We start from the raw sequence: 24,167 nt of genomic DNA on the forward strand, positions 1-24,167 counted from the left end.
GCACTTCTCACCTTCGCTTCTCGCAGCCCTCCGGAGGGGTGGGCCTCGCCGTGGTCCAGCCGGACTCCGGAGCCGTGGCGGTGAAGGTCATGGGGTCGCCCTTGTCGGCCCAGACAGCCGTACGGGCCGCGTAGGAGACGTCGGCGAGCGTCTTGCCCGTGCCAGGATCGAGGAGCGTTCTGGAATAGACCTGCAGCTCCTTTCCCTTCTTGCTGTCGTAGACCAGCGCGTGCCGGGCGACGCCGAAGTCAACGGACAGGGCCGGCCTGCCCAGCGGATCCGTCACGGTGCCCACGACCTTGGTGCTCGGCACTCCGGCCAGGAGACGGATGAGCGCGGCGCGCTGGTCGGGGCGGAGCGGCAGGTCCAGGAGGTTCGCAGTGACGGGCAGGAACTTCTCGAAGGGCTCCTTGAAGCCGCGCTTGTACCAGGCCTTGTGGTACGCGCGGAGCTTCTCCCTCAGCCCATCCTGATCGGTGGGGAACGCCGCCAGGTCGGCCATGGTCAATGTGCCGACCGTGCGATCGGGCAGCACGCCCCCCGCAGCGGCGTCCTGTCGGTAGATGCACTTCCCCAGCTTGTCGGTAACCGACACGGAAGGGCAGCGCTCACCGTCCTCGCACAGGAGCTTGATTCGGCGCGGACTCCCGGCGGCCCGCCAGGCGCGCTCGTCCGCAGCCGTGGCCGGGCGGGCGATGGGTTCGGACCAGAACACCATGAGCATCGGATCGGCGGGGTCGCGCGACTGCCAAGTCTCCAGGCGGGTGGACGCCAGATAGGTGAGGCCATCGGCCTTCTGGTAATTGCCGGGGATCGACACCTGCCGCCAGTAGACGCCGCTCTCCTCGGGCAACCTCTCGATCCTGTCGGCCAGGTCGAACAGTGCCTGGTTGGCCCTCGGCGCGACCGCGACCGGCGCCGGCGTCAGGTACGCCACCAGCGAGAACACCAGCGTCACGATCGCCGCCGTGACCACCACGGCGGTCGCCGCAGCCCAGGTCCAAGCGCGCCGCCGCACCGGACGGACCGGCGGACCGGTCAGACGGGCACGGGCCCGGGCGACGACCTCGGGCGACGGGGGCCGCGCGTCGGGCAGGGCGCGGGCCAGCAGGTCCAGCTCATCCATGGGAGTCCTCCTTCAGCGGGTTGACGTCGCCGAGTGCCTGGCGCAACTGCCTGCGCGCCCGGCTCAGCCGGGATCCGACGGTGCCGGCGGGAATGCCGAGGGCCTCGCCCACCTCGGCATGGCTGAGCCCGCCCAGCGCGACCAGCAGCACCACATCCCGGTCGCGCCGCTTCAGCCCGGCCAGCGCCCCCGCCAGCGGGCCGGTGAAGCGCGCCGCCGTCACCCGGTCGAGCACCTCGTCCTCGTGGCCGCCGCCGTCGCGCTCGGCCGTCCGGCTGATCGCCTTCCACCGCCTGATCTCGGCGCGCCGGTGCCGGGCGACGAGATTGGTGGCGATGCCGTACAACCAGGGCCGCACCGCGCCGACCGCCGGGTCGTAGTGGCCCTGTAAGGCCGCCACGAAGACCTCTGCGGCCAGGTCGTCGGCCACGTCCTCGGGCAACCGCCGCGCGATGTAGCGGTGGATCTCGGCGAAATGCGCGTCGAAGAGGTCGGGCGGTAAGCGCAGCCCCACCCCGTCACGCGTGTTGTGCACTGTCACGCCCGTTCTTGCCCGTTCGGCGGAAATGCTTTCACGCCCCACGGCTCTTCTCAGAGGACCCGCTGGCACTTCCCTGGGTCAGCCCCACCGACTACGGGAAGGCGATGACGGCGTATCGCTCGTCCTGGATCGGGCGGCCCCACAGGCTGGGATCGGTAAGCGGCTCGACTCGCGAGTCTGCGGCGAGTGGCCGCAGTGCGCGCAGGAGCCGCTCGGCCCTGACTCCCCCCATCCACGGCAGCGACTCGGACTTCACGTCATACGCCTGGTCGCCGGACTCACCGTCGGCGGCTGCCCAGCGTCCCTCGATGAGCACCAGGCGCCCGCCCGGGCGCAGCAAGCCGACCCAGCGGCGCAAGGCTTGCTCGGGATCGGGCAAGGTCCACAGCAGGTGGCGGGAGAGGATCACATCGAAGGAGGGCCCCACCTCCGCCGGGGGACTGCTCGCGTCACCCACCATCATCGCGACGTCGAACCCGGCCGTGGCGAGCTTGCGCTGGGCCTGCTCGACCATACGCGGCGACAGATCCACCCCCACCGGCCGGTGTCCCTGCTCGGCGAGCAGCAGCGACAAGGAACCGGTGCCGCAGCCCAGGTCCAAGACATCGGCCGAAGCGCGCGGCATCCACGATCGCAGCCGGTCCGCCCACGCGGCCCTGACGCCGGGATCGCGAAGCCCGTGGTCGGCCTCCTCGTCGAAGGAAGCTGCGGCGGCATCCCAGAAGGATGAGATCGAGGTGGCATTCACTTCTGTCATCGACGGATGATGTCAGGCGCCACCGACAGACCCATCAGATCCGATCGGCAAACGGTGTACGTGAGCAGAACCACGAGGCCGGGCGAGCATCGTGAGTCACTTGCGGCGGCCCCAGCGGCGGCGTTTGCCGGGGGGCTCGTCGGCTGGGGGCTGATCCGGCAGCGGGTAGGTCATCGTGGTGTCGGGGGCGGCGGGCTCCTCGGGGGCACCGTGGCGCGGAGCCGGCCTGAAGAGGTCATCCACTCCGGCACCGCCATCGCGCCTGTCGGGAGCTGCCTGACTGTTCTCAGCGATGCCCGAGGCCGAACCGACCTCGACATCGTGCCCTGCCCAGGAACCCTCGCCGGCTCGCGAGTCCGCACCGGACCCGCCGAAGTCCGTGCTGGACCCGCTGGACCCGCCGAAGTCCGTGCTGGACCCGGCAGCGCCCGGCGGGGACGATGTGGCCATGCCAGGCGCGGGAATGCCTCCCAGGGAGTCATAGTCGTACTGCCAAGGTTCAGCGTCGCCGTGTTCGCCGGGGAGGGAGGCGTGGCGCTCGCCAGGGTCCCTGCTGGTGTGCGAGTCCGTGAAGGGCGCGGTGCCGCCGGGCGGCATGTCGCCGAGAGCGTCCGCAGGCGGCTTCAGCGGCTCGAAGAGGGAGCGAACACGCTCTCCATCCTCCGCCTGACCTGAGGACTCGGACCGCATGCCGCTCGACAGGCCCTGCGTGGCTACTCCCGGGTAGCTACCCCGACTCTCCGGCTCTCCGAAACCACCCTGCGCCCCGGCTGTGCCCGGCTCTCCGAATCCACCCTGCGCCGCGGCTGTCCCCGGCTCTCCGGGACCGTCCGGCTGGCCCATGGCCTCGTGGGTCAGACCGCCCTCATGACCGACCGCGCCGGGCTGCCCTGCGCCGCCCTCCTGAGCAACGCCGCCTTCCGGGCCGAAGGTCTCCGGCTGTCCCGGCACACCCTGCTGACCGTAGGGGTCCTGGAGGTGCATGTCCTGGGTGTAAGGGGCGTGGCCGTACACGGTCGGGTCCTGGGGATGGCCGTACGCGTTCGGGTCGGCGATGAACGGCTGCTGGTAGACCGGGGCGTACTGGGCCGGACCACCGGGGTAGGTCTGGACGGGGACGAAGCTGATGATCGGCGCGTAGGCCGGGATCGGGCCTGCGAAGCCGGGGCCGGCCGGGTAGCCGTAGGGCTCGGTGGGCTCGGCTCGGTGGCGGCCGGGGGGCTGTGGGCCCGCCTTGCGTACCGCTGCCGCGTGGGCCATCCGGCGGAGCCGTCCCTCGAAGATCAATACCGCGAACAGCGCCAGCAGGACCAGCACCAGGGCCGGGATGCCGAGCTTGCGGCTCAGCGTGACCTGGTCGTACTCGGGAGCCGCGTTGCGTACCTCCAGCGGCACCGAGTCCGGCCCTTGCGACGTCGGGGGCTGGTCACTCGGCACGATCTGCCCCGGGGGCGTGCCGGTGTCCACGGACGGCAGTGTGAACGACGGCGTCTCGACCGGGTCGTCCTCCTCGGAGGGAGTCACCGGAGGCTGGACGTTCGTCGTCGGGAGCGGCGGGGGATCCTGCTGCTCGGGCGTGGGGTTGGTGGTCTGCGTGGGGGTCGGCTTCTTGGTGGTCTGCTCCGGCGTCGACGAGGGCGTCACCGTCGTCGTCACCGTGGTGACGGGGTCCTCCGGCGTCGGCGTCGGCAACGACGTGGTGATGGTGATCGTGGTGACCGGATCTTCGGGGGTCATGCAGACGTCGACGTCGCACGGCTCGACCGGGTCGAGGACAGCCGCCGAGGCGTTCGCGCTCGCCCCCACTAAGGGGGCGACCGCGAGAAGCACCACGCCACTGAGTCCGAGGGAGAGGAGTACGGCGGACACGGCCGTCGCTCGCCTGGCTGCCACCGCTGCCCTCCGCGAATCCCCGGGACCTTGGTCAAGAGAATACTAGGCGGGTAAATGTAACAGCAAAGTCCGTTTTACAACATCGGTTGAGATGCGTCCTGGATCTGTCGGCGCTTCCTCCTGACCACCAGCCAGAGCCCCGCCAGCAACACCCCGATGCCGCCCGCCGCGAGCGGCAACCCCTGGGGACCGCTCACCAGATCCACCCGCTCCGCCGCCTCCACCTGCCGCTTCCCCACCGCGACCTCCCGCGCGAGCGGCACGCTCACAGCCTCCCCGGCCCCAGCCTGACCCGGTACGGCATCAGGCAACCGCGCCCCTGGAGCGCTCCACTGCCCCACGGCCAGCCCCGATCCGGCCGGCCTCACAGCACCCCCCGGCTTGGCACTCCCCAAAACTCCTGGGGTGACACTCCCCAAACTCCCTGGGGTGACACTCCCTGGACTCCTCGGCGCAGTACTCGCCGAAGCCCCCGGAACAACGCCCGGAGCCCTCGGCGTCACACCACCCAGAACCCCCGGAACCCTTGGAGTGACACTCCCCAAGCTCCCTGGGGTGACACTCCCCGGACTCCTCGGCGTGGTACTCCCCGAAGCCCCCGGAACAACGCCCACCGGAGCCCTTGGCGTCACACCACCCAGAACCCCCGGAGCCCTCGGCGTGACACCACCCAACACCCCCGGGCTCGTGGCCGCGGTGCCCCCCGGGGCCGTGCCCACCAAGGCCCTCGGATCCACGCTCAGCGGGGCTTTCGGGTTCGTGTTCCCCGAGCTCGCTCTCCCCTGCGCCTGCCCCCGGGTCGTGCCCTGCCTGCCGTACCGAGGAGTGTCCCACCGGCGATGCTTCACCAGCTCACCCTCAGCGCTCCTGGACGGCTTACCGATGTTGCCGAACGGAACCACACCATCCCATGGTATGCCGCTCCCCAGAGCCCCGAACCCGCCCGCCACAACCTGCTCATGTACGGACTTCTCCGGCGAAACACCCTGCGCGGGCTCCTCGTAGGACGGCATCTGCGCGTACCAGTCCGACGGCGAGCCCTCAGCCAGCGCGGTCCACCCTCCCGAGCCGACCTCTCCCGGAAGACCCTGCGCGTGCCCTACCAAAGCGTTCTGCGGGTGTCCTTCCGGGGCAGTCTGCCCGTAGCCTCCAGGGAACTCCTGCCCCTGACCTCCCGGGACAGCCTGCGCCTGCCCCTCCGGGATGGCATGCGCGTGCCCTGCCAAAGCGTTCTGCGAGTACCCTTCCGGAGCGGTCTGCCCGTAGCCTCCGGGGAACTCCTGCCCCTGACCTTCCGGAAGAGGCTGTGCGTGACCTTCTGAGAACTCCTGCGCCTGACCTTCCGGGACGGCCTGCGCGTGCTCCTCTGGGATGGCCTGCGCGTGACCTTCCGGGAGAGGCTGTACCTGATGTGGTGGCGGGCGCTCCGCCCCGAGGTCGGCCTCCACAGGAGTCCTGGCCAGCCTGCTGAGCACTTGCGGCCCGTTCGGCCCCTCCACCCGAGCGACGGCGGCCAGCACGACCTCCTTCACCCCGGCGGGCACGACGAGCTGCACATCAGCGGCCCGCTGCCCGGCCACCCCCCTCAGCTCGCAGGTCTGCGTACCCAACGCCTGAGCCCCACCGGAACCCGAGGAAGCACCCGACGCCGGAACGGCCGAGGGCAACGTGGCGGACGATGAGACCGCGGCAGGCCGGAAGCCCGGATGCGCGTCATCCGTGGGCGGGACGCCAGAAGACCTAGGACCAACCGAACGCGGCTCGTCCACAGCGGCATCGCCCAAACCCCGCGGGTTCCGAGCGGCATCGCCCAAACCCTCCGGACGCGGCACGGCGCGTGAACTCGGCAACTGATCCCCACAGGAGAGCCTCGACAGGGCCTCCGGCGGATTGGCCGCCACCGCGAGACTGCCGTCCGAGGCTCCCTCCAGGAGCACGCGGAACCGCAGGACATCCCCTGTCCGGACCCATGCCCCGAAGTTCGGATCGTCATAGATCCGCTCCAGCAGCAGCCCGAACTCCACCACCCGAGACTCCGCCACCCCGGCCGCCGCGGACGTGGCGGCCACGGCCAACGCGCCCGCCCCCACCGCCGACGCGATCCGGGCCCGGTGCCACCAATCGGCCATTGCGCTATCCCCCCGATTACGAACGCCCATAATCACGCTCAGTAATCGTTATGTCACGCCCTGACGCCCCTTAACCCTCTCTCAGCAGATTCTCCACCGCCCGAACCACGGGAAGATCCGCCTCCAGCCACGCGACGTCGTACAGCGACTCGCTGCCGAGCCACCGCAGCGCCAGATGCTCCTTGGCCTCCGGCACCCCGGACACGATCCGCGCCAGCCACACCCTGAGCACGTAGTCGCCGTTCAGCGGCCAGTCGCCGCCGACCCGGGCTCCGGGCGCGACCAGGACGCCGAGTTCCTCCTCGCACTCGCGGACGAGCGCGTCGAGGTCGTTCTCGCCGGGATCGACCTTGCCTCCGGGGAGCTCCCACCCGCCGGCGAGCGCGGCCGGTTCGGCCCGCTGCGCCGCGAGTACCCTGCCGTCCGAGACGATCGCCGCCCCTACCACCACCACTGTCATAGCGAAGAATTCTGCTGCTTCTTGAGCTGGTCCTGCACACCTGGATTCTGCAGGGGCCGGGTGAAGCCCACGATGCTGTCGCGGCTCCGGTAGCTGGTGACCTTGATCGGCCCGCACAGCCGGCACCTGGCCTCGACCATCTTGCCCTTGGACACCACCATGCCGACGTGCCCTGGCGCGTTCGGGCCGGTGCCGGGTCCGGCGTTGAAGAACACCAGGTCACCGGGCTGCTCCTGCCCGTCGGGGATCTTCACCCCGAACGGCCACTGCTGGAAGGTGGTGCGCGGGATCGACAGCCCGGCGCTCCGGTAGGCCATGTAGATGATCCCCGAGCAGTCGTAGGCGTCGGGCCCGGTGCCGCCCCACAGGTACGGCTTGCCGCGCTGGGCGAGCGCGTAGGTCAGGATCTTGGCCACCACCGTGTCCGGGGCCGCCTCCAGGAACGGCTCGTCGCAGGCGGGGTCGGCCTGCGGCGGGATCTTGACCTCGCCGCTCTTGGCGTACCGCTTGGCGATCTCCTCGACCTGGTCGACGTACCACCAGGCCCGGTTGTAGACGAACAGCGCGCGCCGTACGTTCTCCGGCGCCCCGTTTCGCTTCAGCATCCTGGCCGCGCCGAGGATCGCGTCGGCGGGGTTGTACACGTCGGCCCAGCCGTCGCCGTCGCCGTCGGAGGCGTAGCCGTTGAACTTCGACGGGATCGGGATGCGCGCCTTGCCGCCCCAGGTGCTGATCAGGAACTGCATGGGCCCGGCGGCGCCCGCGTAGTTGGTGCCGCTCTGCACGCCGGGCAGCGTGGAACGGCCGTGGTCGGTCTCGCGCTTGCCGACGCCGGCCAGGATGTTCCACTGCACGCCGATCTTCTTGCCGTGCTTCTTGTACAGCGCCAGGTACTCGGCCGGGATGTCCGAGGCGGCGCTGTCGGAGGCCGCCTCCGACTCCTGGGTGACCTCCTCGCAGTCCGGCATGAGGCCGTCCTGTCCCAGGAAGCTGGGGAAGGAGCTCATCAGCATCGGGGAGAGGATCAGTGTCACGAGCACCAGTCCGGCGAGTGCGACCACCAGGACGATGCGCGCACGGGAGGAGATGTTCACCCTTGGGCGTCTCCGTCCTGACCTTCGTCCGCGGGCTGCAGGTCGAAGACGCGCCAGTCGGCGCCCACCGGCGTCAGCGTCACGGCGTACTCGTCGGCCTTCTGGCTGGTGCCGCTCTTGGCGGTGACCTGCCGGGTGCCGGTCACCACGAAGACGACGGAGCTCTTGCCGACCTGCCTGATCTCCTTCATCTTCGCCGACCCCAGCGAGACCACCTGGTCGGCGCGGTTGGCCTCCACGATGCCGGGCGAGGTGATCGTCCTGGTGAGCACCTCGGCCAGGTCGCCGGTGGTGAACGCCATCAGCCGGGCGGCGTAGGCGGCGGGGTCCTCCGCGTGGCTGAAGGTGCCGTACGCGGCGACGAACCGCTCGGCCAGGTCCGCCGAAGCGGCCAGCTCCTGCTTCGACATCGGCAGGTAGGAGTAGATGTCGAAGGGCGCGCCACTGGCCGTGGCGAGCGGCCTGCTGGGCTCGGCCGCCGCCGTCACCACCGCCTGCCCGGTACGGCCCGCGCCCTCCGCCTCCTCCTCGGGTTCGTCACCCCCCGGCCACATGGTCAGGTAGAGCCCGACCACGGCGAGCACCACCACGATGGCGGCGAAGGCCACCCTCCGCCTGTCACCGGACCGCACCATCTTCAATCCTTGTCAGAGCTGTTGGGTCGCAGCCAGAACGGCACCTGGGGCTCATCGCCCCCTCTGCCGTCCCCGTTCCGGCCGGGCAGCCACAGCGGCGGCGGCTCGGCCGAGCGCGCCTGGGGCACGTCGGCGTGCCGGGGCGCCGAGGCGCCACGCGACCCGGACCCCGACCCGGACGATCCTGACGACCTGGACGAGCCGGATCCGCCGCGCGACCCCGAGGAGCCGTTCCTGGACCCGGAGGAGCCGCCGAACAGCCCGCCGCCGGGGGATCCGCCGCCGCCGGAGCCGCGTGAGCGGGTGCCGCCGCCCGAGGCGCCGCTGCGCGGCCCGCTCGAACCGCCGCGCGACGCCCATCCGCCGCCGGACCTGCCGCCGAACCAGCCGGACGTGCGCGCGCCGCCCCCCGACCCGCCGGAGGTCCCGGCGGGGGCTGAGCCGCCCGCTGGGGAGCCGCCGGAGGCGCGGGGGCCGCTGCCGCTGAGGTTGAGCGGCGGCGCGGCTCCGGTGCGCTGGGCGGGCGCGGGCCTGGCCCCTGCCTTGCCGCCTTGCGTGTCGGTGTTCAGCGGCGCGGCCTGGACGGGCACCCGGGTGCCGGACGCCGTGCCGGTGGCGCCCTCCTCGCCCCTGGCCCTGCCCTGGGCGACGGCGGCGCCCGCACCGGCCGCGGCGCCCATGCTGGCGCCGACGGCAGCGGCCTGGATCAGCGGCTCGGCCTTGCGCATGCTCCAGCGCCCCACCCGGTAGGAGGCGATCGGCGGCAGCGCGCCGCCCGCGCGTTCCAGCATCGGCGAGGAGGCGGCCTCGCCCAGCATCCGGGTGGTGAGCGTGTGGCCGTTCATCGAGGAGAACAGGTGCTGGAAGGGGCGCCGGTAGAAGAACACGGCGATCGTGAGCAGCGCCATGAACAGGATCTGGGTGCCCCAGGGCATGGCGGTGGAGATGATCAGGGCGTAGCCGTACACCAGCAGGCCGAGGACGAGGGCGAGGACCGCCTGGCGGAGCAGCGTGCCGACCAGCATCTCCACCCAGCGCATCGCGATGATGCGCCCGCTGCCCGGATGGACGCCGATCAGCAGGAACACCGGCCCGAGGATCAGCAGCAGCAGGAAGGCGATCTTCAGCACCAGCAGCGTGACCGCCACCAGGAAGATGAGGAGGCCGGCGATCATCGCGGCCATCAGCGCGAGGAACGCCACGCCCAGCCGGTTGCTCCAGTCCCTGCCCTGGAAGACCGGGTAGATGGGGGTGCCCTTGAGGGTGTTGGCCATCTCGGTGTAGCCCGCCTGGGCCCCGGCCAGGTTCTGCGCGCCCGCCGCCATCTCGGCACGGTCGACCGCCTGCAGGTCGATCAGCTTGGACGCGTAGTCGCGGACCACGGGGGCGTTGGGGTCGGCGGTGCCGAACTGGCCCATCAGCCACGGCTTGCAGACCAGCGTGGACCAGAGCGCGTCGGAGTTCTGCGCGATGCCGGACACGCCGGGCTGGCCGTACCCGCCGGGCTTCGCCTCGCCCGGTGTGCCCTTGGTGGGCAGGCAGGAGGTGCCGCCCGCGCCCGGCAGGCCGGAGAAGGCGGAGTTGACGACCTCGCCGGTCTTGTCGGTGACCACCTTGCCGAGGCCGGTGAAGTCGCCGGGGCGGCTGAAGAACCACACCGCGACCGTGACCGCCAGCACCATCCAGATGACGCCTTCGGCGGTGGTCGTCGCCCGCTTGCGGATCAGGCCGTACCAGGCCAGCCAGATCGCGCCCAGGATGACCAGCGGGCGCAGGTACGGCCAGTACATGGCCGAGGCCAGGTTGCCGACGATGTCGTCGGTCACGTCCTTGATCGCCTGGAGTGGGCCCTCGGTCGTGGCGGCCTGGTAGGTGGTGATGGTGAGCTGGTCGACGGCCTTGGCCCAGTCGAAGATCATGTTGGCCCACGTGTTGCCGAGCACCGCGGCGAAGTCGCTGCAGCCCAGCTCGTTGGTGTGCCAGAACTGGCCGGCCATGCCGTACCGGCCGTAGTTGGTGATGGGCTGCTGCTGTGCGGCGGGGGGCGAGCCCTCGGGCTCGCCCTGCGGCTGGAGCATGCCGCTCATGCCGGTGCCGACGATCTGGGGGGCCAGCTCCCCCGACAGGTTGCAGATGGGAGCCGCCGCCGAGGCGCTGGGCGGCAGCACCAGTGGCAGGGCGAGGATGCCGATGAACATGGCCAGGGCCGCCGCCAGCCTCCTGGCTAGCCGGACCTTAGACCGACGTCCGTTCCGAGGGCCCTTCATGACCGCACCTCCTGCGCTCCTGCCACTCCCCCGCGCTTATGATCATGCCCGTTCTCGCCGGGTTTGTCGTGGGTCGGGTTCGTGTCGAGCCACCGGAGCAGCTCGTCGGAGATCAGGTCCACGCCGATACGGCCGGCCCTGCCGTCAAGATCACGGAAAATGCACTCGCCGTTGCCCAGAGACCGGAGTACGGCCTTGTGCTCCTCCGACGGATCCACGCCCAGCAAAGCCATGACGTGATCGACCTCCACGCGCTCGGTTGACCGGAAGGCGAAGACAGAGGACAGACAGTTGGTCACCTGCTCGTTCAGCAGGTCGCCGGCGTTCTGCGAGACGAGCACCAGCGCGGTGTTGCGGGAGCGGCCCATCCGGCTCACCTCGGGAACCAGCTTGGCCCCCTCGGGCGTCGAGGTGATCGCCCACGCCTCGTCCAGGAAGATCGCCTTCGGCGCGCGCCGGTCGAGGCCGTTCATCAGCCTGCGGGCGAACTGCGAGACCAGGTACAGCAGAGCCACCGAGAGCCGCTGCTCGTAGGAGTAGTCGTCGCGGCCCGTGGCGACGTCCGGCAGCGTCAGCCCGCCCAGGGTGAACACGGTCGTCCAGCCCTCGCTGTCGATCTGGTCGCCGCCGGACGGGTCGAAGCAGAGCGTGGCCAGGTGCATCTCCGACATCGAGCGCAGCACCGCGCCCAGGTTCTTCGAGGCGGCGTCGTCGGACTCCTCCAGGAAGTCCACCACCTTGCCCAGCGACGGGTCGGGCTGGTTGGACACCGCCGCGACCGCCTGGATCATCGCCGACTCGCGCTCCTCCGACATCCTCGGCAGGAGCAGCCGCAGCGTCTCGGTCGCCATCGTCTTCTTCGCCGCGATGTCGTCGCCGAACGAGAACGGGTCCAGCAGGCCCGGCGCCGCCGAGCCGAGCGGGATGATCCGCGCCTTGCGGTCCCGCTTCTGCAGCAACTGCACCAGCGACTCCGCGTCGCCCTTCGGGTCGATCACCGCGACCGTGACCCCGCGCAGCGCCATCTGGTAGATCATCAGCAGCGCCAGCGTGGTCTTGCCGCCGCCCGGCTCACCGGTGATCGCGATGGCCGTCGGCCGGTTGCGCGAGGCGGCCACCAGCGGGTCGAAGTGCACGATGCTGCGCGCCCTGCCGACCGTCTCGCCGATGTACGGCCCGAGCCAGCTCGTGCTCGCCTCCTCGATCCGGTCACCCAGATCGACCGTCGCCGTGGCCATGCCGCCCGCGATCGTGCGCAGCGGCTGGCGCTGGGCGTAGGCGTTGACCCGCACCTTCTCACCCGGCAGCGCCTCGCAGAACAGCGAGAACTGGTCGCCGGTGGAGTTGACGATGTCGATGCCGAGGTCCCGGTAGTGCTCGACCACCGCCTCCACCCGCTGGACGCAGATCTCCTCCGTCGGGGCCGAGACGATCAGGCGGTGCCAGCCGTACACGAAGGGCAGTCGTTCCTTCGTGATGCCGTGTTCCAGCATGCGGGCCGCGTCGATCTGCTCGGCCAGCGCGATCGGGGCCTCCGCGCCCGCCTCGCGGATGTGGATGTCCATGTCGCGGGCGTGCGCGAGCTTGCGCGCGACGTCCTTCGACGCCTTGACCGGCGGGATCAGCCGCATCCGCGACGAGATCTCCACCGGGAACGGGAGCTGGTCGGCGAAGTGCATCCACGGCTCGCCGTCCGGAAAGGCCATCAGGTCGGGGAAGCGGGCGAACGACAGGTGCGCCACGTAGGAGTCGCCGAGCGGCTGCACGATCCGCAGGTACGACCTGCCGTTGTGGATCTCGCCCTCGACCAGCGACTCGATCTCGCCCCGGCCCCAGCGCCGGCGCGGGCTGGCCGACGGCGGCGGGTCACCGAGCGCGCCCGAGGCCGCGTGCTGGAACAGCCAGGCGACCTGGGTGGAGGTGGCGTGCCTGGCGTACAGCGCGCTGGAGGCCAGCGCCCGGCCCAGCCGCTCGGCCTGCTCGGTCCACCTGGTGATCTCGCCGTCCGGCACGTGGTCGTCGTCGAGGCCCAGGGCCTTCTCGCTGCGCTGGTAGAAGCCGAAGAGCTGGGAGAGCACCCCGGAGCCGAGCTGGCGGCCGCGCGGGCCGAGCCGTACCCCGAGGTAGACCTCCTTCGACCAGAAGTCCTTGGCCCAGACGTGCCGGTACATCTCCTCCAGGTAGTCGCGCCAGCCCGGCCCCTCGTCGGAGGTGCCGTTCAGCGTCATCGCCCACTCGGCCGCCGGGTAGGTGCGGTGGGCGACCCTGAGGTGTACCTCGGCGTCCGGCATCCTGATCGCGGCCAGCGCGATCGTGATGTTGGTGGCCAGCGCCTCGCGCTCCTCCGGCGTGACGAACTCGTAGCTGACCGTGGGGAGCCGGAAGTAGGCCCACGCGGAGGTCTCGGTGAGCAGGATGCGGTCGTCGAAGTAGCGGACCGCCAGGCGTTGATGCCCGCGCGACGTCCTGCTCATGCCGCCACCCTCTTTCGTGCCCGTGGGGTCACTGGGCAAGCTCCTCCTCGCTCGGCCGTGCTGTCTGTCCCGACGCCCCTGCCGCGAAGCCCGCGACCACGACCCCGGCGAGCGCCAGGTAGGCCCGCCTGCCGGCGGGGCGCAGTTGCCCTGGCTCGACCAGGTCGCCGTTCGCGCCCGGCGCCAGGTCGTCCTCCCAGGGCACCCGGACGATGGCCCGGCACCTGCCGCGCGCCACCGCCTCGGCCTGCTCCACGTCGGACATGCTGCGCCGGCTCACGCCGTTGACCACCATCACCGCGCGCCTGCGCAGGTCCGCGCAGCCGTGCCCGTCGAGCCACTCGAAGGTCATCGCCACCGCGTCCGCGGCGTCGTCGCTGGCGGGGACGACGAGCACCAACTGGTCGGCGTACGGCAGGACCCGCGCGGCCAGGGCGGCCGCCGGGTCGATGACGGCGAGCTTGTAGTGCCGGTCGAGCAGGCGCATCGCCTGCCCGAGGCGGTGGTCGGAGAAGAGGGTGCGGTCGGCCAGGCGCTGCTCGGCGCCCAGCTCGGTGTCGGCGGCGACCACTTCCAGGCCCGAGGCGGTACGGGTCGTGTAGGCCCGCATGCTCAGGTACCCGCTGACCTGGTCCAGCCCTGACAGCAGCGACGTCAGCGTCTCCGGCGACTCGGCCTTGATCTTGCTGGTCAGCGTGCTGCCGCCGGTGTTGGCGTCCACGGCGAGCACCCGGTCGTCGCGGAACCGGGCGAAGGTGTGCCCGAGCATCAACGCCGTCGTACTCTGCCCCGCACCCCCCGTGCACCCCAGCACCACAACCCGCCTGCTGCCCACGAACACACCCCTGGCCCGAGCCTCGTCAACCTCGGACCCGTCGGTACGGCCACCGCTCCCCCCGACGACCACCTGCGCGAGCCGCCGCCACCCGCCGCCTGAGCCGTCCCGCCCGACCACGGACTCGACCCGGCGAATCCGCGTCTCCCCTTCCCCGGGGCGCGGCACGGGCACGGCGGCCCCCGGCGCGGCCTCAGCGGCCCTGCCCACCGTGGGAACGGCCCTGATCGACACAGGCGGCTTGACGGGCCCCGCCTTACCGGGCACCGCCTTCGACGGCGCCGACGCGGGAGCACCCTGCTCCGGCGCCTCCTGTCCGGGCGCGCCCGACGCGGGTGCTCCCGACGCAGGCGATCCCGGCGCGGATGCTTCCGGCGTAGGCGTGCCCGGCGCGAGCGTTCCCCGTGCGGGCAGGGAGGGCTCGGATGCGGCGGGCCTTGATACGCCTGGCTTCGAGGGGATCGGGTGACCCGTGGGAGGTGTGCTCGGGTCGTCGATCTGGGGTCCCGTGCGCACGGAGCTCACGGCGTTCCTGAGGGACGGGGGCAGGAGACCCGGCTTGGGCTTCGACTTCGGCGAGAGCGGCCAGACCTGCTGGGTTTCGGGAGCTGACGCCGCGGCCCCCGCCCTCGGCGGCTGCCCCTTGCGATGCTGCTCCCGCAGATCCCTCGGCACCCCGGAATCCCGCGCGACAGCGGAAGCGTCATCCCCGGGGCCGCGTTCCGCAGCGGCCGTGTCGTCCGCGGAGGCGCGGGCGACGGGGGACGTGACATCCCCTGAGGCGCGTACTGCGGCGGATGGGGCATCTCCCGAGACGCGGGCGGAGGTGGACGGATCGACGCCCTCAGAAGCGTGGGCGGTATCCGGCCTCTCGGCGTCTCCACTCCCCTGATCGGCGGGAGACACCTCGGCGTCCCCGGAAGCCCGCGCGTCGGCGTCCCCGGATGCGGGTGCGGGTGCGTCAGTGTGGGTGGGGTGGAGATGGGGGGAGTCGAGTTCTGGGCGGGGGGCCGCGGGGGCTGAGTCGGCGGTGGCCGCGAGCCTGCGCAGTCGCCGCAACGCCTCGGTCCCGATCGGTTTCACCTCGGCCTGCGACCCCTCAACCCATGCCGCGGGCGAAGCCTCGTCCTGGACCGGAGGCGCGCTCTCTTCATGCGCCGGTCTTGGGCCCTTGTCGCCCCACCGGGGAGTGCGCGGCGCCTCGGCTCGCTGGGGAGTGCGCGGTACCTCGGCTCGTGGGGCGGGCACCGGTTCCGCTTTGGTCGCGGGCTGGGTGGTGGTTCTGGGGGGAAGGTCGTCGTGCCGTACCGGATCGGGGGTTTTGGGGGCGGCGGCGCTGCCCAGGGCGGGGGCGGTGCCTCGGCGGGGAGTGACCACGCGGCCCCAACCCGTGCGGGGCTGGGGGGGTTCGGCCACGGGGGCGTGGGTGGCGGCGGCGGCCGCGGCGGCGACGGCGGGCCGTACCTCGCGGGCCGTGGCCGGGGTGGCGCGGACCGGTGTCTTGCCGCGCATCCCGTGGCGGGCCTTGCGCGGGGCCTTGACGCGGACCGTCTCGGGCGACACCCGCCATACCCGGCCCGCGAAGGCCAGCGTCTCGGGCTCGGCGGTCGGCGCCATGCGGCACCAGGAGCGGGGCTCGCCCATGTACCGCACCTGCGACTGCAGCAGCTCGGTGAGCCGCTTGTTCTCGATCACCGGCCGGGTGGACAACCACGTCACGATGCCCGGCGGCACCAGGTAGAGGACGTGCCAGGGCGCCTGGAACTTGATGCCGATCAGCCAGAGCAACAGGGACCACGGTGCGAGCACGCCGACGAAGACGCCGATCCAGACGATCGGGAGTGGCATGGGAAGCCGCAGGTCATACAGCTTGTAGAGCCGCTTCTCGATACGCCAGATGTTCGTGTACGTGGGCAGATCCACGCAGTCCTCCTCTCCACCCTCGCTCGCGGTCGCCGCCGCTCGGGAGTCCTCCGCTCTCGTTCAATGACCGCCACAGAGCAGTCTCAACCCTCCGAGACCGCTCTAGAGAGGTCTCTTCGGAGAACTCATTTGATGCCCAGTGCCCCCGCTATCGCCTTGGCCGTCACTTCGATGATGTTGGGAACGTAGAAGATCACGCCAATCGCCACGGCGAGAATCAGGAACTGTACGAATCTCGTGATCTCACGGGTGAAGAGGAAGAACAGCGCGACCACGGACACCACGACGAGGAAGAGCGGGGCGAAGAAGGCGCGCAGGAAGTTGGCGAGCCCTTCGGTGTCCACGCCTGTCGGGGCCGGTGTCGGCGTGGCTAGTTCGATCATGTTCAGCACTATGGTCTTCAGGATCACTTCTGTCCTCCCGGGGGGTACCGATCAGCAGTGCGGGTCGTGCGTCTATCCAACGGCCCGACCGGCGCCGCGGATGTCGTCGACGAACCACTTGTCGCCCTGCTTCTCGACAGTGAGGCGGTAGGCCTGCTCAAGGCGGCCGGCGACCGCGCTCGGGTCGGTGGCCCCTGGCTCGGCCGACGGCGTCGCGCCGGTCGGCACGCTCCACACCACGACGGCCGTGATCTCTCTGGTGGCACCCCCCACCGGCACCACGACGCTCTTGAGCTCGGCGAAGGTGAAGGCCCCTCCGAAGCTCGGCAGGTCGACCCCCGCGGACAGGTAGCGGCGCATGCCCTCGCTGTCCCCCTCGGCGTAGGCCTTGAAGAAGCCCTCCAGCTGCGGGCGCAGCTCCGTCTCCGCGTCCCGGTCGCCCTCGGGCCCGGCGACCTGCGGCAGGTCGGCGCGGCCGGGGGCGGGCAGCAGCGCGGGCCTGCCCGACACGACGAACTTCTCGCCCGAGTAGTAGACGGGCACCGACAGGTGCAGCCTGCGCCCGCCCGTCTGGCAGGCCACGGTGACCACGGCGTTCTGCGCGTCGACGACCTCGACGGCGAACGGCTCGATGTTGGTGACCGACAGCTTGCCGTTGCCGTCCCAGCCGAACTGCGCGTCGGACGCGTCCGGCAGGTACGGCGCGAGCCGCGCGGCCCTGCCCTGCGGCTGGGTCGCGTCGAAACTCAGGTAGTTGTTGGCGAACTGGGTGGCGAAAGCCGAGGCCCGGTCGGAGGGAAATCCCTTGCCGGTCGCGGGCGCCTGCTGCACGGGCGCACTCGCCTGAGTAAATCGCTCAAATGGTGCACGGACCCCATTGACCACGATAACTACAATAAGCGCCCAGAGAATGGCGCGGCCTGTCCACACCAGCCAGCGCCCGCCACCACCGGACCAGCGCCCGCGCCTGGGGCCGCGACGCCCTCGGGGCGGCGGATCGCCGAAGCCTGGTGTGTCCGGGTACGCCGACAGCTCAGGGTCGCCAGCGATCCGAGGACCCTGCTGGACGGTTGACCTACGAGCCATCACGCCTCCGCTCGCGCCGATCCCCCCGGCTGGCGCGGTGTCGTCCGTAGCCGATCCCCATCATCCGTGGTGAAGCTGTCACCCTATCGAGTCCCGCCAATTCTTCCAGGAAAGCCACGCCCATGCTGCAGGCATCGCCGCTCCGGAGCAAACCGAGTGTGCATGACAACTCTCAGTACCGGTTCCTGTCACATTCCTGTGGAATTGGCGTGTGACCAGCGACAACGCCACGCGCTATTACCTTGAGGCCACGGATTGCTATCCAAAGGGCGTGGCGACTGTACCGAAGTGCCCGTTTGGTATAAGACACCACAGGCCGCACACCCCTCAGGGCATGCGGCCTGGTCAGCGGGCCGGTCAGGCGGGGTCGGGCCCCTCCACGGCCTGCAGATGGCGCCGCTTCGGGAACTCCACGACCTTCGCGGGACCCTCGATCCCCTCACGCCGCGGACCCACCCGCTCCAGGCAGCCGCGGAGTTCGGTGAGCATGGCGGCGGCGTCACGGCGGTAGAGCCTGCGGGTCAGCTCATCCCGCTCCTCCATCTTCCGGCGCAGATAGGCCTCACGGTTCACCCGCAGGCCGTACATGAGCTCGACGCGCAGCAGCGCGAGCTCCTCCTCCAGGCTGATGCTCGCCAGCGAAGGGGTCGTCGAACGACGGGTGCGAAGGATGCGACGGATCATGGGGGGCCTCCCGAGTCAGCGTGAACGCCGTGACGATTCGACGCGCGGGAGCCGAAAGGGGTTGACGCGGCCCATGCCCCTCTTGTCCGCACAAAGCCAGACTCAGACGTTGAAGCGGAACTCCACCACGTCGCCGTCCCGCATCACGTAGTCCTTGCCCTCGATGCGGGCCTTGCCCGCCGAGCGGGCGTTGGCGATGGAGCCCACGTCGACCAGGTCCTCGAAGGAGACGATCTCGGCCTTGATGAACCCGCGCTGGAAGTCGGTGTGGATGACCCCCGCGGCCTCCGGCGCCGTGGAACCCCTGTGGATCGTCCAGGCCCTGGTCTCCTTGGGGCCCGCCGTGAGGTAAGTCTGCAGCCCGAGCGTCTCGAACCCGATCCTGGCGAGCTGCGACAGCCCCGACTCCTCCTGGCCGACCGACTGCAGCAGCTCCAGCGCCTCGTCGTCGGGCAGCTCGACCAGCTCCGACTCGATCTTGGCGTCGAGGAAGACCGCCTCGGCCGGGGCGACCAGCGTGGCCAGCTGCTCGCGCAGCGCGGTGTCGGTGAGCTCGTCGGCGTCGAGGTTGAAGACGTACAGGAACGGCTTGGCCGTCAGCAGGTGCAGCTCGCGCAGCTCGGCGCGGTCAAGGCCGCTCTCAAAGATGGTCTTGCCGGTCTCCAGCACCTTGGCGGCAGCCTCGGCGGCCTCCAGCGCGCCCTTCTTGTCCTTGTTGGTCCGCGCCTCCTTCTGCAGGCGCGGGATGGCCTTCTCGACCGTCTGCAGGTCGGCGTAGATCAGCTCGGTGTTGATCGTCTCGATGTCCCGCTTGGGGGAGATCTCACCGTCGACGTGTGTGACGTCGGGGTCGTTGAAGACGCGGATCACCTGGCAGATGGCGTCGGTGTCGCGGATGTTGGCCAGGAACTGGTTGCCGCGCCCCTGCCCCTCCGAGGCGCCGCGGACCAGCCCGGCGATGTCCACGAACTCCACCTTCGCCGGCAGGATCCGGGCGGAGCCGAAGATCCCGGCGAGCACCGGCAGGCGGTCGTCGGGCACGCCGACGACGCCCACGTTGGGCTCGATGGTGGCGAACGGGTAGTTGGCCGCCAGGGCGTTCCCGCTCTTGGTCAGGGCGTTGAAGAGCGTGGACTTGCCGACGTTGGGCAGGCCGACGATCCCGATGCTGAGGCTCACGTGGCCCGAGTTTAGTCGTCCAGAACACTCAAACAGGTCACGGGGCGAAAGGCCCCCCTCGCCCTGAGGTACCGGTCGGAGCCCTTCGGGCAGCGGGTGCCCGCGCTATCGAACGACGAGACCCGCGCCCAGGCGCCCGGCGAGGCGCACGGGATCGCGGCGATCGCGGACCTGTCGACCACCCGCTCGGGCGGCCTGGCCACGCACATGCCCTCGGCCAGCACCTGGCCGCCCGCGCCCAGGCAGGCCGTGGCGCGGTCGTCGAGCGTCAGCGCGTCCACGGTGCCCGCCGGGCAGGCGGACGCGGCCGTGACGACCGCGACGACCTTGCCGTACCAGCCGGAGGGGGTGCACGGGCGTTCGCGGCCGTCGGCGGCGAGGCAGTCGCCCGCGCGCAGGACGCCGCCGCCCGCGCCGGGCGCGCCGGGGTGCGGCGCGACGCGCCCGCGGACGCACGCGGTACGGCCCTGGCCGACGCGGAGCACGTCGTCGGTGTCGTCGGGGCAGTCGCCGAGGCCGGGCGGGTCGGCGGCCATGGCGACCACCTCGGCGCGGGCGTCCTCGCAGGGCGCGAGCTCGTAGCGCGGGCCGGAATCACGCACGCAGGCGCCCGCCTCCCAGCGCAGCGCGCGCGGGGACGCCGACGGGGTGGCCGCCTGCCGCCTCTCGACATGCTGGGCGATGACGGCACCGGCCGCGGCGACCACCACGGCCGACACCACGAAGGTGCCCACGAGGGAGATCACCATCTTCGGGCCGGTAGTCATATCGATACTCTGAGTGACGCACATGCGCTCGCACAAGTGGAATGCGGGACTCGTCCCCGCCAGGCGTGTCGGGACGACCCGGGAGCCGCGCCCTGGAATCATGCCCATGGTGGATGTCGTCTCGCTGCTCATCGGGCTCGCCGTCGGACTCGCCATCGGCTTCATGCTGGCCAGGACGCGGTCGGCGGTGCGGGTGGCGGAGGCGGACGCGCGCGCCAAGTCGGCGGCCGACAAGCTGGTGTACGTCGAGGAGCAGCTCGCCGAGCGCTTCCAGGCCCTGTCCACCCGCGCGCTCGACGTCAACAACGTGCGCTTCCTGGAACTGGCCGAGACCCGCATGGCCGCCAGCCGCGCCGAGGCCACCGGCGACCTGGAGCAGCGCAAGCAGGCGGTCGAGCACCTGGTCGAGCCGCTGAAGGACGCCCTGGCGCGAGTCGAGACCCAGCTGCGGGACACCGAGTCGGGCCAGCGCGCGGCGCGGGCCGAGCTGGCCCAGCAGATGGAGTTCGTCCGGCAGAGCAACACCGAGCTGCGTTCCCAGACCACGTCCCTGGTCCGGGCGCTGCAGCGGCCCGAGGCCCGCGGCCGGTGGGGCGAGCTGCAGCTCCGCAGGGTCGCCGAGATCGCCGGGATGTCCAGGTTCTGCGACTTCGACGAGCAGGCCACCGTGCACACGGTGAACGGCCCCCAGCGTCCCGACATGGTGGTCCGGCTGGCCGGCGGCAAGAACATCGTGATCGACTCGAAGGTGTCGCTGGCGGCCTACCTCGAAGCCGCCGAGGCGGGCGACGAGAATCTGGAGTCGGTACGGCTCGACGCCCACGCCAAGCACGTGCGCGACCACATCGACCGGCTGTCGGCCAAGGCGTACTGGCAGGCGTTCAGCCCGACGCCCGAGTTCGTGGTGCTGTTCATCCCCGGCGAGGCGTTCCTGGCGCCCGCGCTGGAGCGCGACCCCGCGCTGCTGGAGTACGCGATGTCCAGGCGGGTGCACATCGCCACCCCCACGACGCTGATCACCATGCTGCGCACCGCCCAGTACGCCTGGCAACAGGCCGCCCTCAGCGAGAACGCCCGAGCGGTCTTCGACCTGGGCAAGGAGCTGTACGAGCGGCTCAGCAGCCTCGGCCGCAACGTCGAGACCCTCGGCCGCTCGCTCACCAGGTCGGTCGAGGCGTACAACAAGACGGTGGGCTCTCTCGAAAGCCGTGTGCTGGTCACGGCTCGCAAACTGAACGATCTGGGCGTAGTGGACGGCGAGCTCGAGGCCCCCGAGATGCTCGACGGCCTGCCCCGGCCTCTCGCCTCTCCCGAACTGCTGGAAACCTCGTCTCCGATATCTCACGCGAACGGTAAGTTGGCCAACGACCTGTCCTGACGCAGGATGACGGCAGGTCGCAGTTAGGGGGCGGGCACATGAGTGAGAAAGGTCGGCCGAAGCGCGGACCAGCCGTGCGCCTGACCGCGCGCGGCGGCATCGCCCTCGTCCTCATCACCACGCTCACCGGATACGTGCTGGCCGCGGCGCTGAACCTGCCCGCGCTGGTCGGCCCGGCCTTCCTGGTCGCCTGCCTGCTCGGGGTGTTGCTGGTCAATCCGCGCGAGCTGCTGTCGCTGGTGGTCACGCCCCCGCTGGTGTTCTTCCTGGCGACGCTGGTCGTCCAGCTCGGCTCCGCGCTGGGCTCGGTGTCGGTGCTGCAGGCGCTCGCCCTCGGCCTCTACACCTCGCTGTCGGCGGGCGCGCCGTGGCTGTTCGCGGGCTCGGCGCTGGTGCTCCTGGTGGCCTGGCGGCGCGGGCTGCGCGCCAACGTGCGCGAGCTGCGCGAGGAGCTCAAGGCGGGCGCGGAGGTCCCGCGCCCCCGCTCCCCCAAGGACCAGACGTTCGCCCCCGAACCGGAGGGCTACTTCGAGCCCAAGGTGTACGGCACCCCGCGCACCGAGGACTGACCGCCCCCCTCCACACGGAAGGCGGCCCCCGGATCCACCCGGGAAGCCGCCCCCGCACAGGTCAGACGCTCGCGCGCAGATCCTTGCGAAGTTCGTGAGGCAGGGCGAAGCGGACACTCTCGTGCACCGACTCCACCTGCCGGACGTCGCCGTAGCCGCGCTCGGCCAGGTAGGCCAGCACCTGGTCCACCAGCTCCTCCGGCACCGAGGCGCCACTGGTGACCCCGACCGTGGTGACCCCGTCGAGCCACTCCTCCTTGATGAAGGAGGCGTTGTCGACCAGGTACGACGCGTCCGCCCCAGCGTCCTTGGCGACCTCGACCAGGCGCACCGAGTTGGAGGAGTTGTTCGAGCCGACCACGATGACGAGCTGGGCCTCGGCGGCGATCTCCTTCACCGCGACCTGCCGGTTCTGGGTGGCGTAGCAGATGTCGTCGCTGGGCGGGTCGAGCAGGTTGGGGAAGCGCTCGCGCAGCCGGGTGACGGTCTCGGTGGTCTCGTCGACCGACAGCGTGGTCTGCGAGAGCCAGACCAGCCGCTCGGGGTCGCGCACCTGGACCTTGCCGACGCCGTCGAGGCCGTCGACGAGCTGGATGTGGTCGGGCGCCTCGCCTGCCGTACCCTCGACCTCCTCGTGGCCTTCGTGGCCGATGAGCAGGATGTCGTAGTCCTGGTTGGCGAAGCGCTTGGCCTCGTTGTGCACCTTGGTGACCAGCGGGCAGGTCGCGTCGATGGTGCGTAGCTGCCGCCGCTTCGCCTGGTCGTGGACCGCGGGCGAGACGCCGTGGGCGGAGAAGACGACGATCTCCCCCTCGGGCACCTCCTCGGTCTCCTCCACGAAGATGGCGCCCTTGGCCTCCAGCGTCCGCACCACGTGCGTGTTGTGCACGATCTGCTTGCGGACGTAGATGGGTGCGCCGTACTGCTCCAGGGCCTTCTCCACCGCTTCCACGGCTCGGTCGACTCCGGCACAGTAACCGCGCGGCCTGGCCACGAGTACACGTCGGGTGGTGAGGGTCTGCGGCTCCATGTACCTATGCTACGTGGCGGGACAACAGGGCCGGGCGTGCACGGAGGCCCAGCCTTTGCCACACTGGCCGTCCAGTACTGACCTCCCAGGGAGCCGGCATGTCTCTCAGCGACGTGATACGCAACATCACCAAGACAGTCACCGACAAGGACGAGCTGAAGGAGAAGGCCAAGGACCTCCCGATGTTCGTGGTGCAGACCACCCTGAGCGCGGCGGGGCAGGTGCTCCTGCTCGCCGACCGGGTCAAGAACGTCTTCAGGGGGAAGGGCAAGGAGGAGCAGGAAGAGGAGGAGCACGTCTCGGCCGCCGACCAGCTCGCCGCCTCCGCCGAGGATGCCAAGCCCGCCCGCCGGGAGCCGGTCATCTTCGCTCCCCGCCCCACCGAGGACGCCAAGCCCGCGGCTGACGCCAAGCCGGCCGCCGACGCCAAGCCCGCCGCCGAGGCCAAGCCCGCTGCCGCGCAGGCCGAGCCGGCCGCCGAGGCCAAGCCCGCTGACACCGAGCCTGTTGCCGCCGAGCCCGTCGCTGCTGAGGTCGTTGCCGCCGAGCCTGTCACGGAGGGCAAGCCCGCGGTCGGCCATGAGGCGGTCGCCATCGTGCCCGACACCTCGGCGCAGACCACGAACGGCGTGGCCAAGGACCCGGTCAGGTCCGCCAAGGCGGGGAAGGCGGCGCAGGCCGTACAGGCTGAGCCCGTCGAGGAGCCTGCGGCCACCAAGGCCGCCGACGCCAAGGTCGCTGACGCCAAGGTCGCTGTTGAGGCCGCCGCCGTTGAGTTGGCTGAGCCGCTGCCCGGGTATGCCGGGCTGACCGTGGCGTCGTTGCGGGCCAGGCTGCGTGGGAAGAGTGCCGCGCAGATCCAGGAGCTGCTGGACTACGAGCGGGCCACCAGTGGCCGGCCCGAGGTCATCCGGATGTTCGAGAACCGGCTCGCCAAGCTCGAAGCCGCCGAATAGT

At 71.0% G+C, this 24,167-nt stretch carries 20 protein-coding genes; 3 read left to right on the forward strand and 17 right to left on the reverse strand.

Annotated features, from left to right (window positions below; translation table 11 throughout):
* Positions 1-7: 7 nt before the first annotated feature.
* From ABZ911_RS14210 to ABZ911_RS14285, 16 genes are all read right to left on the reverse strand, one after another.
* Positions 8-1,126: a hypothetical protein gene (locus ABZ911_RS14210; RefSeq protein WP_358054987.1), complete on the reverse strand. Its 1,119-nt coding sequence runs from the start codon at positions 1,124-1,126 to the stop codon at positions 8-10.
* The gene (locus ABZ911_RS14215) at positions 1,119-1,667 is read right to left on the reverse strand and encodes an RNA polymerase sigma factor (RefSeq protein ID WP_358054989.1); all 549 of its coding nucleotides are present in this window, start codon (positions 1,665-1,667) and stop codon (positions 1,119-1,121) included. The genes ABZ911_RS14210 and ABZ911_RS14215 overlap by 8 nt, the downstream gene beginning before the upstream one ends.
* Before the next feature lie 91 nt (positions 1,668-1,758).
* Positions 1,759-2,424 (reverse strand): class I SAM-dependent methyltransferase, encoded by a 666-nt coding sequence (locus tag ABZ911_RS14220; RefSeq protein ID WP_358054991.1) that lies wholly within the window; start codon positions 2,422-2,424, stop codon positions 1,759-1,761.
* 96 nt (positions 2,425-2,520) lie between these two features.
* Positions 2,521-4,317 carry a hypothetical protein gene (locus ABZ911_RS14225; protein ID WP_358054993.1) on the reverse strand — a complete coding sequence of 599 codons (1,797 nt, stop codon included), beginning with the start codon at positions 4,315-4,317 and terminating at the stop codon, positions 2,521-2,523.
* Positions 4,318-4,391: 74 nt separating this feature from the next.
* Complete coding sequence (locus ABZ911_RS14230) at positions 4,392-4,586, reverse strand: LPXTG cell wall anchor domain-containing protein (RefSeq protein WP_358054995.1); 195 nt, start codon at positions 4,584-4,586, stop codon at positions 4,392-4,394.
* 1,930 nt (positions 4,587-6,516) lie between these two features.
* The gene (locus ABZ911_RS14235) at positions 6,517-6,906 is read right to left on the reverse strand and encodes a (deoxy)nucleoside triphosphate pyrophosphohydrolase (RefSeq protein ID WP_358054997.1); all 390 of its coding nucleotides are present in this window, start codon (positions 6,904-6,906) and stop codon (positions 6,517-6,519) included.
* On the reverse strand, positions 6,903-8,000 hold the full coding sequence (locus ABZ911_RS14240; RefSeq protein WP_358054999.1) for a bifunctional lytic transglycosylase/C40 family peptidase: 1,098 nt from the start codon (positions 7,998-8,000) through the stop codon (positions 6,903-6,905). Before ABZ911_RS14240 ends, ABZ911_RS14235 begins: the two co-directional genes overlap by 4 nt.
* The gene (locus ABZ911_RS14245; protein WP_358055001.1) at positions 7,997-8,635 is read right to left on the reverse strand and encodes a hypothetical protein; all 639 of its coding nucleotides are present in this window, start codon (positions 8,633-8,635) and stop codon (positions 7,997-7,999) included. Before ABZ911_RS14245 ends, ABZ911_RS14240 begins: the two co-directional genes overlap by 4 nt.
* A gap of 2 nt (positions 8,636-8,637) precedes the next feature.
* Entirely contained in the window at positions 8,638-10,902 is a 2,265-nt protein-coding gene (locus ABZ911_RS14250; protein ID WP_358055003.1) for a type IV secretion system protein, read from the reverse strand.
* Entirely contained in the window at positions 10,899-13,376 is a 2,478-nt protein-coding gene (locus ABZ911_RS14255) for an ATP-binding protein (protein WP_358055005.1), read from the reverse strand. Before ABZ911_RS14255 ends, ABZ911_RS14250 begins: the two co-directional genes overlap by 4 nt.
* A gap of 28 nt (positions 13,377-13,404) precedes the next feature.
* Positions 13,405-16,134, reverse strand: coding sequence for a TcpE family conjugal transfer membrane protein (locus ABZ911_RS14260; protein WP_358055007.1), 2,730 nt, complete (start codon positions 16,132-16,134; stop codon positions 13,405-13,407).
* A 125-nt stretch (positions 16,135-16,259) separates the two neighbouring features.
* The gene (locus tag ABZ911_RS14265; protein WP_358055359.1) at positions 16,260-16,517 is read right to left on the reverse strand and encodes a hypothetical protein; all 258 of its coding nucleotides are present in this window, start codon (positions 16,515-16,517) and stop codon (positions 16,260-16,262) included.
* 72 nt (positions 16,518-16,589) lie between these two features.
* Positions 16,590-17,348: a conjugal transfer protein gene (locus ABZ911_RS14270; RefSeq protein ID WP_358055009.1), complete on the reverse strand. Its 759-nt coding sequence runs from the start codon at positions 17,346-17,348 to the stop codon at positions 16,590-16,592.
* 612 nt (positions 17,349-17,960) lie between these two features.
* Entirely contained in the window at positions 17,961-18,287 is a 327-nt protein-coding gene (locus tag ABZ911_RS14275) for a hypothetical protein (RefSeq protein WP_358055011.1), read from the reverse strand.
* Positions 18,288-18,389: 102 nt separating this feature from the next.
* The gene (gene ychF / locus ABZ911_RS14280) at positions 18,390-19,466 is read right to left on the reverse strand and encodes a redox-regulated ATPase YchF (RefSeq protein WP_358055013.1); all 1,077 of its coding nucleotides are present in this window, start codon (positions 19,464-19,466) and stop codon (positions 18,390-18,392) included.
* Between the two features lie 11 nt (positions 19,467-19,477).
* Positions 19,478-20,233 (reverse strand): hypothetical protein, encoded by a 756-nt coding sequence (locus ABZ911_RS14285; RefSeq protein ID WP_358055015.1) that lies wholly within the window; start codon positions 20,231-20,233, stop codon positions 19,478-19,480.
* A 100-nt stretch (positions 20,234-20,333) separates the two neighbouring features.
* On the opposite strand from ABZ911_RS14285, the gene rmuC reads away from it, so the two are divergent.
* Together rmuC and ABZ911_RS14295 are read left to right on the forward strand one after the other, a co-directional pair.
* Positions 20,334-21,611: a DNA recombination protein RmuC gene (rmuC, locus tag ABZ911_RS14290; protein ID WP_358055017.1), complete on the forward strand. Its 1,278-nt coding sequence runs from the start codon at positions 20,334-20,336 to the stop codon at positions 21,609-21,611.
* Positions 21,612-21,649: 38 nt separating this feature from the next.
* Complete coding sequence (locus ABZ911_RS14295; protein WP_358055019.1) at positions 21,650-22,180, forward strand: DUF6542 domain-containing protein; 531 nt, start codon at positions 21,650-21,652, stop codon at positions 22,178-22,180.
* A gap of 61 nt (positions 22,181-22,241) precedes the next feature.
* Here the strand turns inward: ABZ911_RS14295 and ABZ911_RS14300 are convergent, their stop codons facing one another.
* Entirely contained in the window at positions 22,242-23,210 is a 969-nt protein-coding gene (locus tag ABZ911_RS14300; protein ID WP_358055021.1) for a 4-hydroxy-3-methylbut-2-enyl diphosphate reductase, read from the reverse strand.
* A gap of 98 nt (positions 23,211-23,308) precedes the next feature.
* On the opposite strand from ABZ911_RS14300, the gene ABZ911_RS14305 reads away from it, so the two are divergent.
* Entirely contained in the window at positions 23,309-24,166 is an 858-nt protein-coding gene (locus ABZ911_RS14305; RefSeq protein ID WP_358055023.1) for a hypothetical protein, read from the forward strand.
* Position 24,167: the final 1 nt, after the last annotated feature.

It is taken from the genome of Nonomuraea sp. NPDC046570 (assembly GCF_040645915.1).
Classification (GTDB): domain Bacteria; phylum Actinomycetota; class Actinomycetes; order Streptosporangiales; family Streptosporangiaceae; genus Nonomuraea.